This window comes from Mangrovimonas xylaniphaga (assembly GCF_001280435.1).
In the GTDB taxonomy this organism is placed as follows: Bacteria; Bacteroidota; Bacteroidia; order Flavobacteriales; family Flavobacteriaceae; genus Mangrovimonas_A; species Mangrovimonas_A xylaniphaga.
In genome coordinates this window covers 419,703-437,182 of sequence record NZ_LBIP01000013.1, presented here as the reverse complement: position 1 = coordinate 437,182, position 17,480 = coordinate 419,703, and the positions used below count along the sequence as shown (strand labels likewise).

General features: G+C 38.0%; 16 protein-coding genes. 7 read left to right on the top strand and 9 right to left on the bottom strand.

Annotation, left to right across the window (positions count from 1 at the left end):
• The first annotated feature begins 9 nt into the window (after positions 1-9).
• Together ZA06_RS02130 and ZA06_RS02125 are read left to right on the top strand one after the other, a co-directional pair.
• Complete coding sequence (locus ZA06_RS02130) at positions 10-1,746, top strand: TonB-dependent receptor domain-containing protein (protein WP_053975765.1); 1,737 nt, start codon at positions 10-12, stop codon at positions 1,744-1,746.
• A 149-nt stretch (positions 1,747-1,895) separates the two neighbouring features.
• On the top strand, positions 1,896-2,900 hold the full coding sequence (locus ZA06_RS02125; protein WP_053975764.1) for a DUF6340 family protein: 1,005 nt from the start codon (positions 1,896-1,898) through the stop codon (positions 2,898-2,900).
• Between the two features lie 73 nt (positions 2,901-2,973).
• On the opposite strand, the gene ZA06_RS02120 is transcribed toward ZA06_RS02125, so the two are convergent.
• The 4 genes from ZA06_RS02120 to ZA06_RS02105 form a co-directional block, all read right to left on the bottom strand.
• On the bottom strand, positions 2,974-3,183 hold the full coding sequence (locus tag ZA06_RS02120) for a putative signal transducing protein (RefSeq protein ID WP_053975763.1): 210 nt from the start codon (positions 3,181-3,183) through the stop codon (positions 2,974-2,976).
• A gap of 12 nt (positions 3,184-3,195) precedes the next feature.
• Entirely contained in the window at positions 3,196-5,820 is a 2,625-nt protein-coding gene (locus ZA06_RS02115) for a mechanosensitive ion channel family protein (protein WP_053975762.1), read from the bottom strand.
• A 111-nt stretch (positions 5,821-5,931) separates the two neighbouring features.
• Positions 5,932-6,522 carry an FMN-binding negative transcriptional regulator gene (locus ZA06_RS02110; RefSeq protein WP_053975761.1) on the bottom strand — a complete coding sequence of 197 codons (591 nt, stop codon included), beginning with the start codon at positions 6,520-6,522 and terminating at the stop codon, positions 5,932-5,934.
• Positions 6,523-6,528: 6 nt separating this feature from the next.
• Entirely contained in the window at positions 6,529-6,978 is a 450-nt protein-coding gene (locus tag ZA06_RS02105) for a DUF1569 domain-containing protein (protein WP_053975760.1), read from the bottom strand.
• 133 nt (positions 6,979-7,111) lie between these two features.
• Here ZA06_RS02105 and radC point away from each other — a divergent pair, with 133 nt between their 5' ends.
• The 4 genes from radC to ZA06_RS02085 all read left to right on the top strand — a co-directional run bounded on the left by radC (position 7,112) and on the right by ZA06_RS02085 (position 10,721).
• Positions 7,112-7,810 (top strand): RadC family protein, encoded by a 699-nt coding sequence (gene radC, locus ZA06_RS02100; RefSeq protein ID WP_053975759.1) that lies wholly within the window; start codon positions 7,112-7,114, stop codon positions 7,808-7,810.
• 90 nt (positions 7,811-7,900) lie between these two features.
• Positions 7,901-9,205, top strand: coding sequence for a polysaccharide deacetylase family protein (locus ZA06_RS02095; RefSeq protein ID WP_053975758.1), 1,305 nt, complete (start codon positions 7,901-7,903; stop codon positions 9,203-9,205).
• The gene (locus ZA06_RS02090) at positions 9,192-9,881 is read left to right on the top strand and encodes a YjjG family noncanonical pyrimidine nucleotidase (RefSeq protein WP_053975757.1); all 690 of its coding nucleotides are present in this window, start codon (positions 9,192-9,194) and stop codon (positions 9,879-9,881) included. The genes ZA06_RS02095 and ZA06_RS02090 overlap by 14 nt, the downstream gene beginning before the upstream one ends.
• Positions 9,882-9,920: 39 nt before the next feature.
• The gene (locus ZA06_RS02085) at positions 9,921-10,721 is read left to right on the top strand and encodes a hypothetical protein (protein WP_053975756.1); all 801 of its coding nucleotides are present in this window, start codon (positions 9,921-9,923) and stop codon (positions 10,719-10,721) included.
• Here the strand turns inward: ZA06_RS02085 and ZA06_RS02080 are convergent.
• Entirely contained in the window at positions 10,718-11,998 is a 1,281-nt protein-coding gene (locus ZA06_RS02080; protein WP_053975755.1) for a replication-associated recombination protein A, read from the bottom strand. The two genes, ZA06_RS02085 and ZA06_RS02080, sit on opposite strands and share 4 nt — an antisense overlap.
• Before the next feature lie 142 nt (positions 11,999-12,140).
• Here ZA06_RS02080 and ZA06_RS02075 point away from each other — a divergent pair, with 142 nt between their 5' ends.
• Entirely contained in the window at positions 12,141-12,902 is a 762-nt protein-coding gene (locus ZA06_RS02075) for a rhomboid family intramembrane serine protease (RefSeq protein ID WP_053975754.1), read from the top strand.
• On the opposite strand, the gene rlmB is transcribed toward ZA06_RS02075, so the two are convergent.
• The 4 genes from rlmB to ZA06_RS02055 form a co-directional block, all read right to left on the bottom strand.
• Positions 12,899-13,633: a 23S rRNA (guanosine(2251)-2'-O)-methyltransferase RlmB gene (gene rlmB / locus ZA06_RS02070; RefSeq protein WP_053975753.1), complete on the bottom strand. Its 735-nt coding sequence runs from the start codon at positions 13,631-13,633 to the stop codon at positions 12,899-12,901. The genes ZA06_RS02075 and rlmB overlap by 4 nt on opposite strands.
• A 136-nt stretch (positions 13,634-13,769) precedes the next feature.
• Positions 13,770-15,062: a hypothetical protein gene (locus ZA06_RS02065; RefSeq protein WP_053975752.1), complete on the bottom strand. Its 1,293-nt coding sequence runs from the start codon at positions 15,060-15,062 to the stop codon at positions 13,770-13,772.
• 14 nt (positions 15,063-15,076) lie between these two features.
• Positions 15,077-16,000: a hypothetical protein gene (locus ZA06_RS02060; RefSeq protein WP_123812120.1), complete on the bottom strand. Its 924-nt coding sequence runs from the start codon at positions 15,998-16,000 to the stop codon at positions 15,077-15,079.
• Between the two features lie 21 nt (positions 16,001-16,021).
• Entirely contained in the window at positions 16,022-17,470 is a 1,449-nt protein-coding gene (locus tag ZA06_RS02055) for a SusD/RagB family nutrient-binding outer membrane lipoprotein (protein ID WP_168155198.1), read from the bottom strand.
• Positions 17,471-17,480 lie beyond the last annotated feature (10 nt).

The following is a 17,480-nucleotide window of genomic DNA, read 5'->3' as shown; positions in this document are numbered from 1 at the left end:
TAGATATTCATGTTCAAGCAATTTAAATATATAGTACTTACGGCCTTTACGGGAACCGTATGTCAAACCTATGCGCAGGAGCGTAAACAAACCAATGATACCATCGATACCCAAGTGGTAACTGTGGTAAAACCATATACACCTACCATTTCCGATGCCTTTAAAATAAAGGAAGAACCTACTTTGGATGATAAAACCACCGCTACCAAAAAGGAGGTGAAGTACAATATTTTCTCCATTCCTGTAGCATCAACGTTTACTCCGGCTAAAGGAAAAGCAGAGGCCGTGGCCAAGAACAAATCTGTAAAGTTGTATGATAACTATGCCTCTCTGGGGTTGGGGACCTATACGACCATTTTAGGGGAAGTGTATCTAAACCATAAATTGAGCAATACTGAAACGGTTGGTGGGTATTTTAGTCACCATTCGTCTCAAGGAGGCATCGACGGTTTGCTTTTGGATGACAAATTTTCAAATACCAACCTTCACGCCAATTTTACCCAAAGACAGCGGGATTATACTTGGCGTGTTGATGGAGGAGGAAAATTCCTGACCTATAATTGGTATGGATTGCCGCAACCGTATTTTGATGGAACTACCGCTAACGATTTAAATGTAAAGCATACTTTTTATAATGCCAATGTAGGAGGTAAGATTACTTTTGATGATGTTATAGCAGAAGAGGCTAGTTTGCGTTTTAGACATTTCGGTGATGACCATGGCTCTGGTGAAAACCGTTTGTTGGTAAAGGGAACTTTTGGTATTCCTGTAATGGACGAAACCATTAAAACGGTAGTAACCGTGGATTATTTGGGAGGTGCTTTTGAGAGAAATTATTATTTTGAAGATAAATTGGAATACGGTAATTTCAATGTAGGATTGGCGCCTAGCTATCAGTTGGTGCAGGATGATTTAACCCTTAATTTAGGAATTGGATTGGTGTATTTGAACAATACAAAAGATGGCGATAACAAGCTGTATATCTATCCAAATATTACGGGATCTTACCGTTTGGTAGATGAGCTGATGATTGCCTTTGGAGGAATAGAAGGTCGTTTGATACAAAATACCTATGAGGATTTCGTAATGGAAAATCCATTTGTATCACCAACCTTATTGGTGGTACCAACAGACCAACAGTACAATGCTACTTTAGGGGTGAAAGGTAAACTGACCAATACCATTGGTTATAGCGTTAGTGGAAATTATACGGCCGATAGAAATAAGGCGCTTTTCAAGGCGAATAGTGTATTGGGAGAAGCTACCGAAGATTACCAATACGGAAACTCTTTTGGAGTTGTCTATGACGATGTCAAGACCTTTTCTTTCGAAGGGGAGCTTAGCGTAGATATCAATAGAAATTTTAATCTTGGAGCAAAGGCCGCATATTTTATGTATAATACCAAAAATCAAGACGAGGCATGGAACCTTCCTGAACTTAAGGCTTCTTTGTTCGCAGATTATCAAATTACCGAACAATGGTTTGCCGGTGCTAGCTTGTTCTATGTAGGAGAACGTAAAGATGTGTTCTTTGAAGAGGGTACTTTGATCTTACCAATTGAAGAAACCAGAACGCTTGATGGCTATTTTGATGTCAACTTGCATGCCGGTTATAGAGTGAACGAAAAACTATCTATTTTCCTTAAAGGGAATAACTTGTTCAACCAGGATTACGAACGTTGGATGCATTATCCAGTACAAGGCTTACAGATTCTTGGAGGAGCAACTTACCAGTTCGATTTTTAGATAACCTTTTTTTTGAATAATATTTTTTGAAGCTTCAAACCAAGCGTAAAACCTTGGATTGGAGCTTCAACTGTATTTGGTAGGTACAGTTTTTCTTCAAAAAATGGCATATTTATTGTTAATTGCATAGCAGCACTAAATCGGTTATTATGAAAAAAATCTACTTTTTTGGCTTGGCAATGGTGTTGTTGAGCCTTACGTCATGCAGTAAATATGGGTATGTCCGCTTAAATTATCCCCAAGCTCCAGTGGTGTCGTTACCAGATAATGTCAACGATATTGTTGTAGTGAACCGCTCTCTTACAAAGGAAGAAGACAAAAATTCTGAAGCTATTGAAGCTATCACCACAGTTGAAATAGCGGGTTCAGATAAGTTAGCTTCTGACGAAGCCATTAAAGGTGTGTTTGATGGTTTACAGAATAACAGTCATTTAAAGATTATTATCCCGGACACGCTTAGAATGTTTGGTACTGGAACACGTCAAACTCCTGATAGATTAAGTTGGGAGCAGGTATCACGAATCTGTAATACTGCCAATGCCGATATGTTGTTGGTATTGGAAACTTTCGACTCTAATTCCGATCTTCTGAGATCTGCGGTGGCAGACCAAGTAAATGCAGTGATTACTACGGGAAAACCTAGTGCCAGATTCCCAACCCAAGCACGGATTGATGTGAGGAGTTATTGGAGACTTTATGATCCCGCTACCCAAACTATTTCAGACCATTTTCAGCAAACCTATTTTATGGATTTTAATTTAATAAATGGTCTACCTCCGTTGAATGCCCTTCATGAAACCGCTTATGCAGCTGGACAGGATTATGTGTCTAGGTTTTTGCCAAGTTACTACAGAGTGAAACGAGACATGTACAAAAAAGGAAAGGGAGCTGATAAACGACAATTTGAAATGGGGTGGCGCTCTGCCGAAGTGGCCAAGTGGAATGACGCTATAGAAATTTGGAAAAACATTATCAACGATTTTGGCAGTAAGTCTGCTGGGAGGGCCGCTTTAAATATTGCTGTAGCTTACGAAGTGTTGGGAGATACCGAATTGGCTTTGGAGTGGGCACAACGTGCTTATCGAGATTATGGGGATGATTTGAGCAGAAAATACGCTAAAATATTGTTGAGAAGAAAGAACTTGGAGCTGTAAATTAAATTTTTATTCAACGAAAAGAAGTCTATTGGGGAAATAACAAAGATCCAATAGACTTCTTTTTTATAGATTATTCCTCAAGCTGAAGTTCCTCAATTAGGGATTGGGCTTTATCAGCATCGGTTTCATCAACTGAAATTTCAATATTTCCGAAAAGATTGGCATAAGAGGTATCTCTCTTATCAATTTCAGTAAAGGAAATATCGTTGTCGGCTAACAAATTCTTTATTGCCATGGCTTTAACATCCGATTTTGCTGAATATACAGTAACCTGTTTCATGATATATTGGGTTTATTGGTTGTCATTGTTTGGTTCTTGGTCATCGTTTGCTTCACTTTCCTTTTCCTCTATTTCTAAATCGTGTCCTGGATCTCTGTGCTCAATTGGAATCACCACTTTCGGAATCTCAGTGTCGTCTATATTGGTTTCGGTATCTGGTGGATCATGAGGTGGCGGCGTTTTATAATTGGAAACAATCTCGGGAATATTTTTTACATGGATATCACGTTGTGGGAACGGAATTTCTATATCTTCCTCTTTGAACTGGTTATATATTTCAATAGAGACATCACTTCTTGCTTGTAGCCAGTTTTCATAATGTACCCAAAACCTTAAGGTGAAATTTAGTGAGCTATCACCAAAATCAACAAATAAGGCTTGGGGTGTTGGTGTTTTTAGAGTATCCTCGTAGTTGATAGCAACATCATATAAAATTTTTAGGACCTCATTGGGGTCCGAGTTATAGGACGTTCCAACTATGATTTCCACTCTCTTGGTATTGTCCGAAAGTGTCCAGTTAATGAGATCGTTTGAAATTAGGCTATTGTTTGGCACAATCACTTCGGCGCCATCAAAAGTAGTAATGGTAGAAGATCTCACTCCAATTCGATTCACGGTTCCCAAGAGGTTGTCAACTTCAACGGTGTCTCCTTGTAAAATGGGGCGTTCGAAGACCAGGATCAACCCTGAAACAAAATTGGAAATAACGGTTTGTAAACCAAAACCGATCCCCAATCCTAAAGCTCCGGCCATAAGGTTAAATTTGCTCAAGTCGATTCCCAAGGATGATAAGGCTAAAATGATTCCAAAGCCAATAATCAGGTATCTTATTACCAGAGATATTGCAGCAGGAATTCCTTTAGGAAGTTTAAACACTCTTAAAATTCCTTGATCATCATTAATAAGAAAGGATATGATTCGGGTGAGCGCAAAAGAGATGAATAATACTAATAGAAATGATAGGACTTCATTTGGGGTGAATGACAAATTTCCAAACTTATAGGGTTCACTGGAGGTGTCTGTAAAATAAGTTAGGATAGGGGCTAATTGATCTATCATTTTTAAAAAAACCAATCCCCAAATTATAATGATAGTTACTCTATTGAACTTAAGTACTTTCTTTTCTGTTAGCAGTTTTAGCTCAGGATCAAAAGATGGTTGTACACAAAAATGCCTATGGACCACGCTTAATAAAATGGCATTGCAAATAATTAATAGGGAATAGAACAAAATGATGAACACACCACTTCTAGTACTAATTTTTAAGGTTAAATCGGTTAGGTTGATATATCCAATTATATTGGCAAGTATGGAAATACCACACAAAACGTAAAGCAAAGGGGTAAGTTTTAAGAGAAATATACCAAAAGTCCCCATTTTCATTTTTTTTGTATCTACATATGGATTGGTGAATGAAAATAGTACCACTATAACCAAAGCAGCTTCTATAAATGTATAAAGCCTATATTGTTCTGCATTGAACCAGACATAGGTTTTAATGGAGTCGAACACATAAAAGAATATTGCAAAATAAATAAGTTTTTTAAAACGTTTGTACATTAGTGGTTTAACCAGAGAAATTGCTGAGAACAAGGAGAGCAGTGTCAAGATATCCAGGAATAATTTTGGAGCCGGTACAAAATAGAACCTGGCCAACAGAAACGTAATGAAGAAAATGGTTGCCAGATAATGCTCCGTGAGAACATCTTTGGCATGTTGTAAATCGGCATTCTCATCGGTGAAGGGATAGGTTGTAAATGCTTTTTTTAAATAGAGAACCAAAAGTGTAATTAGGGCCACCAAAATCACAAAAAGAGGAAGCGATCTTTTAAGGTTCTTTACAAAATCGAAAGTGCCCAAAGTACTTTTTTTAACCGAATCTATGTTGTTGGTGCCAGAGCGTTCCCAAATATTACTAAAGGAAGTTGTCCAAATTGGCTCAAGGCGTTGATAGAATAAGTTGTAAACTTCGGAATCTTTTAGAGAGGTCAGTTCTTCGATGACTTCTTCAATTTCATTTATTTCTACATTGATCCTGGATTCCATACTCAAAAAGTCATTGTTGTTTTTCAGAATGATCTCTTTGAGTTTTATGACGCTATCCCTAATGGCTACAATATTGTTTAAAATCTCTGGAGGGGCATTTTCCTCCAGGGCATTGTCATAGGTTAAATTCCATGTAGTTTCTGCGGGAGCTATAGTTTCGTAAAGCCTAGAGTTGCGTTCTTCAAATTCATTGACTTCAGATTGCCAGATTTCCAAATATTCGCCGTAGCCTTCCCACATAATTATGAGATTGTCTATTTTTTCACGGTTGGGATCGGCTTTGATAAATTTGTTAACCTCCTCCTTCTGGATTTTTAAAAACTCCTCATAAATGGGGAACATCGAATCTATTTCTGTAATCTTTCTGTCCTTGTTGATTTTTTTATTGATGCTCGAAATCTCTTTGTTGGTAACTTCTATCCCTTCGATTATATGGGTAAGCGGAATGACCTTTGGCGTTTTTGTCTTTATGGAATCTGATATAACATTGGGGATTTCCGTATCCAAAATCTGTCCAATGGTAAGGATAGGAAATGTAAGCAGCGCAAGAAATACAATAGTTTTATATATGTGCGAGGAAATTTTAAACATAAATATTGGCCATGGACTTACATAGCTAATATACTATTTTATTTGTCTGATTTATAGTTGTTTTGGTGATATTTTGTCTCCTGTTGCAGGAAAGTTAACTAAGGACACTTATCATAGAATCTTTCCCAAAAACTCTTGAATGCTCTTTTGGTTTTCTGTTATAAGCGCTTCTTTGGCCAGTACAAATTCTTGATGAGGTTTGTCTTGTGACAGTTTGAATTTACCCTCCCAGCGGGTAATGTCTATTTCAAAACCACTCACGTAGTTAATGAGTTGCTCCATCCTTGGATTGTCCTGTTCTAAAATGTATTTGTGATCTGGAGCCTCCAAAAAATGGGTCATGGCTACCATAGAGTCCTTGATGGCATTTGCATCTGAAATTTCAATGGCATTTCCTTGAACATGAACAAAAATATAATTCCATGTTGGCAGTTGTTCCGACTCAAAATTGCTGGGCGATATGTAGGCCTGTGGTCCTGAAAAAATAGCGGTTACGGGCTGATTGTTTTTTAGAAGTTCGGCTTGCGGATTTTGTTTGTCCAAATGGCCAATGAGTTTACCGTCTTTATAGACCAATGGGATATGAGTAACTATTGGGTGGTTGTTTTCTACAGAAATTACCGTCGCCAAGGGATATGCTTTAATAACTTCAAGCAAATGAGGTAAAGAGCTGTCCTGATATGTTTTTGGAGGATAGGCCATAAACCGTTATACTCCAAATTGTGTAAAGTGATGATCTAAATGCTTGTACTGCATCATGCCCCACTGCTCGGGGGTAAAGGAACCAAAATAGGGGTGGACTGGCCAAGTATTTTGGTCCTTTTTAGCGTGGAATTCGTTGATGAGGTCTATCAGTTCTTTTTTGGAATTGCCAAAATTGGTGTCTTGGGTAATTTTGTATTCTTTGGTGGTAGGTAGACCTTTTTTCCAAGGTTTGTCATCATAAAGGGAAGTTCTGAAAAATGACAACATAAACTTCATCATAAAATTCGGTTTTTCCAATTCAAGCTTCCCCAACGACACTTTTAAAGGACCGCAACAGTGAGCAAACATTTTGGAGGCATTCATCTCTCCCCAAAGTGGAATGCTTTGCTCTTGAATGTTTTCTATTCGCTCTAGAAGCTCATTGTGTGCTGAAGTGTCAAAAAGGGATTTCATAATTAGGTTTAAATGGTATCGGGTAAATTTACAATAAAAAGGATTTCAAAGAATGTCAGGCAAAATTTAATATGCCTAAAAGTTTGATTTACTTTATGTAAATTTAAGGAACACTAACCCTTAAGTTTTATTTATGCAGAATAACCAGCCATCATTCTCCATTAAAAATTGGTCACAAGACGACCAGCCCCGAGAAAAATTACGAGACAAAGGAAAATCGGTATTGAGCGATGCCGAATTGCTTGCTATTTTAATAGGTTCGGGAAGTAGAAGTGAAAGTGCTGTGGAACTCTGTAAACGTATTTTGGCAAGTGTAGATAACAATCTGAATGACCTTGGAAAATTGAGTATTACTCAGCTTATGGAGTTCAAAGGGATTGGTGAGGCTAAAGCCATTAGCATTGTTGCGGCTATGGAATTGGGGAGAAGACGAAGAGGGGAGGAAGCCTTGGAAAAACAAAAAATACTATCTAGTGCTTCGGTGTTTGAACTTATGCAGCCCATTGTGGGTGAGTTGCCCCATGAAGAGTTTTGGATACTTTATCTCAACAATTCAAATAAGGTAATTCAGAAAAATTTGTTGAGTAAAGGCGGGATTACAGGAACCTTGGTGGATGTGCGATTGGTTTTGAAAACAGCGCTCCAAGTGGGAGCTACAGGACTTATTTTAGTTCACAATCACCCTTCTGGAACTTTAGTGGCTAGTGAGGCAGATAAGCAAATCACCCAAAAATTAAAGCAGGCAAGTTCCAGTTTGGATATAAAAGTGTTGGATCATTTAATCATTACCGAAAGAGCTTATTTTAGTTTCGCCGATGACGGCATCCTGTGAAATTAAATTTATAGGGAGATGCTATCGGTGGACTTTCGGAATTTCTTATTTTTGATTGACAACACTGGTTGAGGCCTTCCAATACTATCTATGCTATTAGTCTATACCCATAAAATAACCCCGCGTTTAACTTATACTTTCAAGCATATCTGCACTAGGATTTTGGGAGTTCCTGTTGGGTTTACTACTACTATTGAAGAGTTTATTGCCCATGAGGACATTAAAATGTCGTATACCAAACAACCTTTGGGCAATGAAATTTTTATAAGAAGTCATGAGTTGTTGTTTGAACAGGGGCTGAGCGATGTGGAAATTAACGTGATGGAGTGGGACGATACCAAATGCTTTTTTACAACCAGTGATAAAAGCAGTTTACCGTTCGATATTTTTGCTGCAGCATTTTATCTGTTGTGTCGTTATGAGGAGTATATGCCTCACGTTAAAGATCCTTACGGGAGGTTTGTGGCCAAGGAAAGTCTGGCCTATAAAAATGGGTTTCTCAATCAGCCGGTTATCGATATTTGGGCCTATAAGTTTAAGGCGATTATCCAAGAGCAATTTAAGGAGTTTCAATTTCCTGAAAAGAAGTATAAGGTACAACCTGTGATAGATGTGCCAATGGCCTATTACTATAAGAAAAAGGGGTTATTGAGGACTATTGGAGGAACCATGAGCGATTTGTTTCGCTTTAAATTGAAAAGTGTCTATACCCGTTTTTTGGTGATTTTTGGGTTTCAAAGGGATCCCTACGATAATTTCAAATGGATCATTAACCGCCAAAAACAGTTTAAGGATAAATTCATCGTGTTTTTCTTGATTGGTGATTTTTCTACTTATGATAAGAATATCAATGTGAACAAGAAAAAGTTTGTGGCTCTCATCAAATCGGTGGCCGACTATTGTAAGGTAGGGCTTAAGGTTTCTTATTTTGCTTTGGATAACAAGGAAGTTTTGAAGAAGGAAAAGGCCAAAATGGAAGCTATTACCAACTATAATTTGGAAGCATCCCGTAATTCGTTCTCAAAAATCAATCTGCCAGAAACCTATCGGAGTTTGATTGAATTGGAAGTGACGCAGGATTTTACCATGGGTTATATTAACGAACTGGGTTTTAGGGCAAGTACCTGTACGCCATTTCAGTTTTACGATTTGGATTATGAAATCCAAACGCCTCTGCAGATTAATTCCTTTCATTTTATTGATTTTGCACTGTTAAAAAAGCAGTCTCTTTTAGATAAAAAGGAAGAATTACAGCGGTTGATTAAGAGTGTGCAAAAAGTAAACGGTACCTTTACGCCCATTTTCCATAACTATACGTTTAGTGAGAACCATAGATGGAAAGGATTTAGGGAATTGTTTAATATTGTTTTGGATTCTGTAAATGAAGCTTCATAAAATCAAGCACGTATTTTTTGATTTGGATCATACCCTTTGGGATTTTGATAGAAACTCTGCATTGACTTTCGAGAAGATCTTCCAAATCCATAATGTAAAGGCGCCACTGGATAGTTTTTTAAATGTTTATAATGAAGTGAACCGAAACTATTGGAAACTCTATAGACATGAAAAGGTGGACAAAGAAAAGTTGCGCTACGGCAGGTTGCGTGACACGTTTGATAGCATAGAATTTGAAGCTTCGGATGAACTTATTTTGCAACTTTCACTTGACTACATCACCTATTTAACCACGTTCAATCACGTGTACGAAGGGGCTTTGGAAATTTTGGATTATTTAAAGCCAAATTATGAACTGCATATCATTACCAATGGTTTTAAGGAAGCCCAAAACAAAAAGATGGATGGGTCCAAAATGGGCCATTTTTTCAAAACTATGACCAATGCGGAAGTGGTAGGAGTGAAGAAGCCCAATCCCGAAATCTTTAAGTTTGCCCTAAACGAAGCCAATGCCAGGCCTGAAGAGAGTATTATGGTAGGGGATAGTTTCGAAGCGGATGTACAAGGCGCCATGGAAGTTGGATTGGAAGCCATTTTTTTTAACTGTAGAAACGAGAACGTTGAAGAATCTGTAAAACAAGTAACACATCTTATTCAATTAAAAAACTATCTTTAGGCTATATTAAATAAGCCTATAATTAAAAAAAGAAATACAATGAACTTTTATAAACGTCTTTTATTGTTGGTATCGATAAGCTTGTTCTCAATTGGAAGCTTTGCACAGGATGCTGTAAACAACTATAAATATATCATCGTTCCAACGAAATATGAATTCCTAAAGGCAAACGATGAATATCAATTAAATTCATTGACTAAGTTCCTTTTTAATAAATATGGTTATACGGCCTTTTTCAACAATGAAACACTTCCCGCAGATTTACAGTCCAACAGGTGTTTGGCTTTGTATGCCAATGTTACCCAAATAAAAGGAGGGCTTTTCAAGACGAAATTGCAGATAGATTTAAAGAATTGCGACGGAAAACTTATACAGTCATCCAAAGAAGGGGAGTCTAGGGAAAAGGAATATGGGAAAGCTTATACAATGGCCTTGAGAGATGCTTTTGAAACTTTTCAGTTTATGGACTATGCCTATGAACCAGTGTATGGGGCAAGTCAATCAGTCATGCCGGTAACAGAAGCCGCTCCAATTACTTCAAATACAGTAAAAGAAAATACCACGGTTGTAGCAGCCTCGGCTTCGGTGAGCAATACTATTAAACCTGCTCCTTCATCAGTTACGGAAACTGAAACCTTATATGCGCAGGCTTTGGATAAAGGGTATCAATTGGTAGATAGAACTCCAAAGGTTGTGATGATTCTTTTGGAAACTTCCAAAGCAGATGTTTTTGTGGTAAAAGGTAGCGATGCTATTGTATATAAGGAAAATGGTACTTGGTACTATTCCCATAACGATGGCGCATCGGTAAGTTCTAAAACCTTAAACATTAAGTTTTAATAGCCGTACTTGTCTTTCCAACGCTGTTTTAAAAACTCACGTTGCGATTGTTCCCTTGCATTGTTTCCTGGTTCGTAGAGCCTCGTATTTTTAATTTCGTCCGGAAGAAATTCCTGAGGAGCGAAGTTGTTCTCGTAATTATGTGCGTACTGGTAGTCTTCACCGTAGCCTAACTCTTTCATAAGTTTGGTAGGGGCATTTCTTATGCTCAATGGCACAGATAAATCACCAGTTTGTCTCACCAATTGCTGCGCTTTACCTATAGCTTGGTAGGAAGCATTACTTTTTGGAGAGGTGGCCAAATAAATGGCACACTGACTTAAAATTATTCGGGATTCTGGATAGCCAATTGTGGAAACGGCCTGAAAGGAATTGTTGGCGATAACTAATGCCGTTGGGTTGGCATTGCCAATATCTTCACTGGCCAAAATAAGAAGTCGGCGTGCAATGAATTTAACATCTTCACCGCCTTCAATCATTCTTGCCAACCAATATACGGCAGCATTGGGATCGCTTCCCCTTATTGATTTTATAAAGGCAGAAATAATGTCGTAATGTTGTTCGCCGGTTTTGTCATAACGAACCGTATTATTCTGCACTTTTTTATAGACATCGTCATTGGTGATGACAATATCCTGATCTTCTCCAAAGGAAGAGACTATAAGCTCAAAAATATTGAGAAGTTTTCGTCCATCACCTCCCGAAAGCCTAATCAAGGCTTCGGTTTCCTTGAGTTGTATGTTCTTTGCGGATAGGATGTCATCTTCTTGAATGGCTCTGTTGAGAAGCGCTTCTAAATCCTCTTTGCTGAAGGAATTCAATACATAAACCTGACAGCGTGAAATAAGGGCAGGAATCACTTCAAAACTCGGGTTTTCTGTAGTCGCGCCAATAAGAGTTACCCAGCCTTTCTCTACAGCTTGTAATAGGGAATCTTGTTGCGATTTACTAAACCTGTGGATCTCATCAATAAACAAGATTGGATTTTTGGTAGTAAATAAACCTCCGCTTTGCTTGGCCTTTTCAATAACATCTCTCACATCCTTTACTCCAGAACTTATGGCGCTCAAGGTATAAAAAGGACGCCCTGATTCATTGGCAATAATATTGGCCAAAGTGGTTTTTCCAGTGCCTGGAGGCCCCCAAAAAATCATGGAGGGGATGACACCATTTTTTAATTGTTGCGATAGAGAACCTTGTTCGCCAACCAAATGGGTTTGGCTAAGATAGTCTTTAAGGTGCTTGGGTCTGAGTCGTTCTGCTAAGGGTTCATTCATAGGGTAAAATTACAAAATTGAGAGGCAAGTTTGTAGGCTGATTGCGATTCAATTTTTCAATTTAAATGAATAATAAAGATGACAATATTTCATTAAACTTATAAATGGTTAGTATTTTGACAAGAATATTCTAAATTTAAATATGGACAATTCACAACAATTTAAATATTCTACAGGAGTTGTCGCTTATCCTATTTTTATGGTGTTGGCGATTTGGATTGTATTTTGGCTTCAAGTGCGTTTTTTTCACGGTATTAAAAACTTTGGAGTGTATCCGTTAACGTTGAAGGGACTTCGAGGCGTGTTGTTCAGTCCATTTATCCATTCCGATATCAAACATTTGTACCACAACAGTCTTCCGCTTTTGGTATTGTCCATGTCCTTGTTCTATTTCTACCGAAAAATAGCTTGGAAAGTACTGTTATATGGAATCATACTGTCGGGATTCATTACCTGGTGTATTGGGCGACCAGCCAACCATATTGGAGCAAGTGGATTGATTTATGTATTGGTGAGTTTTATATTCTTCAAGGGTATTTTTGCCAAGTATTATAGGTTGGTGGCACTTTCCTTTCTGGTTGTTTTTTTATACGGGAGTATGATTTGGTATGTATTTCCAGGGGAGAGGGGGATGTCCTGGGAAGGGCATTTGGCAGGTTTGATTACAGGCTTTTTGTTTGCGTTACTATTCAGAAAAACCATTGCGAAGCCAGAACGTTATGTATGGCAGCAACCAGATTATAACGAGGATGATGACCCTTTTTTGAAACATTTTGATGAAAATGGTAATTTCATCGAACTAAAGGACGAACTAGATGAATCTGAAGAAAATCAAAACAATCTGCAAGAGGAAAGCCAGGTAAAGATAGTTTACGATTTTAAAGAAAGTCCAGCCGAAGATTAACGTCTTTGGCGAATAGCTTCATATAAAAAAGCACCACAAGCTACGGAAACATTTAGAGACTCAATTTCTCCCAAAATAGGAAGTTTAGCTTTTTCATCTACAACACTCAACACCGAAGGGTTGATGCCCTTTCCTTCAGATCCCATGATAATGGCACATGGTTCTGTAAAAGAAACATCGTAAAGGGTTTGGTCTGTTTTTTCAGTCGCAGCAATGACTTTAATTCCCGATGCTTGCATATAGAAAACAGCATCCTTAATGTGGTCAACCTTGCAAATAGGCATTTTAAAAATAGCCCCAGCACTGGTTTTTACGGTGTCACCATTTACTGGTGCACCTCCTTTTTTCTGGATGATAATTCCTGAAACTCCTGTACATTCTGCGGTCCTAACAATTGCTCCAAAATTGCGGACGTCGCTAAGTTGGTCGAGTAGGAGAAAAAGAGGTGTTTTACCAGATTCCATCACTTCCATTACCAACTCTTCCAAGTCGTAAAAAGTAATTGGTGCAATTTGGGCAATAACTCCTTGATGGTTTTTATTGGAAAGTCTATTGAGCTTTTCAACAGGAACATAGGAGGTGTTTAAACGCTCTTTTTTTAGAAGTTGTTCCAATTCTGAAAACAAATCTCCTCGTAGTCCTTTTTGGATGAAAATCTTATCGATGTTCTCCCCAGATTTAATCGCTTCAATAACAGCTCTAATCCCAAAAATTGTAGTCTCTTTTTCCATTGTGACAAAGGTATAAAAAACAAGTTTTACAAAAATGTATTGGATAAAATAAATGGTAGCAGCAATTCATAAAAAAAACCACCTCTTAGAGGTGGTTTTAAAAGACAAACTATAATAATTGGTGAATTATTCCTTATTATTCCTCTAGAACTAAAGAGGCTGCAAAATAGGTTGTGTCACTATATCCGTTAGTATACAACCATTGGCTAGGAGAGAACCCTTCTTGATCCAACTCATAATTGATTGTTAAAGTTGCAGGGGTAACACTTTCATCTAAAATTCCTGTTCCTGATACGGTATAGTCATACAACGCACCACTATATAATGTTGTGAATATGTACTGAGAAGGGATGGTGACATTTCCAGATTCATCTACTGTGTAATAAACAGTTCCTTCTGTTTGAATAGACTCGCCCCAAGTAGTTTGCATCCATTCTCTGTTTAGTCCATATATTAATTTTCCTTCACAATCTACCTGGGTTGTTACATGGCTAGGATAGCCCCCTTCAGGACCTAAAGCATCTACACTGTCAATACCTCCCCACGATTTCAATTGTGATGCAAAGTTATTTGTACCAACTTCTTCAAATGTGTAGGATCCTCCTGTTTTTGTAACTTTACCTAATATAAAATAGTTGTCAACACAAAGGAAATCTGTACTTAAGGCATTGCTAAAAGTGTAAGTATTACCATTTATAACACCAACTTGATCCAATGTTAAAGTTAGGTTTAATTCTCTTGAAATATCAACAGCATCATAAAAGTCTGATACAATGTAGTACTCACCATCATCTGAATCTGAAGAGATGGTAAAGCTTTCAAAGCTACCTCCATCAGCACCTCCTAAAATTTGAGTGTAAGGAACATCTGTTACCAATAAACGCAAATCTGCTAAATCAGTGGCATCAATTTCAACTCCTGAATTATCAGTCGTCATTTCTGAGGCTTCCCAAGATAATCCAATCATTAAATCTCCTTCTACAAGATTTTCAATGCTAAAAGTAACTATTTGCTCATTAACAGCAGAAACATTGGATTCAAATCCTGTTCCAATCTTAATAGTGGCAGTTTCAGTTTCTTCAATTAAATCATCGGCGTGGATTGCAATAACATCTGATACTGATGTTGAGCCAGCAGGAATTGTTACACTATGAGGAAATGAAAAGTCTTCACCATCTGTTGCGTCACCTCCTGTTTGTTCAAGATATACTCTAACTGCTACAATTTGTGGTTCGCTAATACTTACGGTAAACCCATAAGTTGTTTCCTCTTCAACTAATGTTTGGCTATTGGCAAAATCCAAAGCTACACTAAGAGTAGGGGAGCTAGGCTCCTTGGTGCTATGCCCCGTTAAATCATCATCACTACAAGATGTAGTAAAAATGGTAGCTAGAGCCAAAAGAGATATTTTTATAAAATTATTTTTCATATGTTTTTCATTTATTATTCTACAATTTTTTCCATTACTTGATAGAATGTTCTTGGGCCAGATCCAGATGTATAATAACCGAATGTCATGTATAACTTGTCTTCTCCATTAACATCATCGCGCTCTACGTAATTGGTTGCAGATCCGCATGGAACATCTCCAAAATCCCCAGCATTAGATTCACATGTAATTAAAGGTTGACCGTTTCCTGTTTGGGCATCACCACTTGGAGTTTCATCTGGATAAGAAATTTTGTCATTTTCATCAATTTGAAAATACCATTCATTTCCGTTAAAAGCGCCAAAATACTCAACTACTCTATAGGTAGTGGCGTCAACTGATTCAATAGTGGTTTCTGAAGGCCAATCAGAAGCGGTATAGGTGAGTACTCCAATTCTATAGTATTCTGCTTCAAGACAACGATAAAGTCCAGCGAAACGGGTCCCCACAGAAACTTTTGTAATTGCTGCACCAGCTACTACCTCTCCATTATCTAGAGTGCTCTCGTACCTTAAAGTCCAGTAATCTCCAATATTTAATTCGGAGTCACTTGCAGGTAAAGGGCTACCATCTAAGGTTAGGCCTTCAATTAGATCTTCATAAGTAAAAGAGGTTGAAAAAGGAGCATTTGTTCCCAGTTCAGTGTCTGTGATGGCTACAGAGTCATATAAGATTTCTTCAGTACTATTTCCGGAGGCAGAACTCGTAAAGGACTTATAAATGTCTACATTTACTGTTTTAACCTTTCCTTGATAAATATTTCCTGAGGCAGTATATGTTGCTCCATTTCCAACAACATAACCTATGGCAGCATTATTAAGAGATATAAGGCCTCCTGTTGTGGCTCCTCCAGTTAATTCGTCATTGTCATCATCTATGCAAGAAACCATCATGGAGAGTGATAACAACGATAATATTAAGAATTTTATATTTTTCATATGTATAAATTTATAGGTTTATTATTGCCAAAATAATGCAGATGTCAACTCATCGCCTCCAATAGAGGATGCAGCAGCAGCATTGTTTTCGCTGTTAAGAGATGGTTCTGTTGTTGGATAGTAGTATCTAGAAGGAATTTGATTAATGTCCCCTTCAACAGCTGGAGTTAACACAGGGAAATTAGTTCTTCTCCATTCCGTCCAAGCTTCAAAACCTTGTCCAAATAGAGCTAGCCATTTTTCTTCGCCTATCTTTTGACGAGCATCATTTTGATTGGCAAACCCTAAACCTTCTTGTGCTATGTAAGCAGAAGGACTTATGCCATGGAACTCATAACTAGCCTCGATACCTGTGTAGTAGTAGCTTAAGGCTGCATCCAATCCTCCAGAGATATATCCTTCGGTTGCCGCTTCAGCCATTAAAAAGCTTAACTCAGAGAAAGACATTAAAACTCCTGGTAGTTCAGGGTTTAAATAGAAATCACCCAATCCAGAGATGTTGGCGTAAGTGTAACCAAGTGCTTCGTTAGGAAGTGCTGTAAGGTCACCATATCCAGCTGGTTTACCTCTATATTCTCCGTCAGAATCTGCAGGAGCTGCATATAATGGTAAACGATCATCGTTAAGAGTCTTCATTCTTTCAACTACAAGCTCATTCACTTTGTATTCCAATCGCGCTCCATAATCGATTAATTCGTAAATAGGGTTAGCGTCTGGCTGTACTGCAGTATAGCTCACTTGGGCATCGTCATCGTTGGATGTCATCAAGTATCCTCCATTAACCAAAGCCTGTAATTCAGAACTTACATTTTGAGTTGATGAAATTCTCATTAAAGCTCTAAATTTTAAAGTGTTTGCTAATTTTCTCCATTTGGTGACATCACCCCCATAAAATAAATCGGAAGATGCTACAATTTCCCCCGAACCATTAGCAAGCAACGAAGCTGCTTGAGAGTACATGTCGATGATGCCATTGTAAATGGTAGTTTCATCATCATAAACAGGTTTTAAAATTGATGGATCCATTGCTTCGGTAAATGGAATAGGTCCGAAAAGTTCTGTCATGAATTGGAATCCAGAGGCTTGCATGATGATGGCTGCGGCCTGTAAGTTGGTGTTGCCTTCGGCTGCAGCTAACTCTTCCATGGCGGATGCTTCTGAAATTACACTAGCGAAAGTATTGTCCCATATGTTATCGATAACCGTTCTTCTTGGGATATAGCGTTCCTCTGAGTTATACTGTACTTTGCTCCACAACTGGGCCCAAACTGCTCCCATATCACCTCCTGCACCACCTAATACACCATGCATTACGTTCATATAAACTCTTTGAGTTGTCCCTAATAAAAGGTGAGCAGGTACCGCTACAGGATTGTTGGGGTCTGTATTTAGCTCTTCATAATCTTTAGTACACCCTGTAATCACTGAAAGTGTGATTAAAGTGCAAATGATGAATTTTATTTTTTTCATAATCATTTTT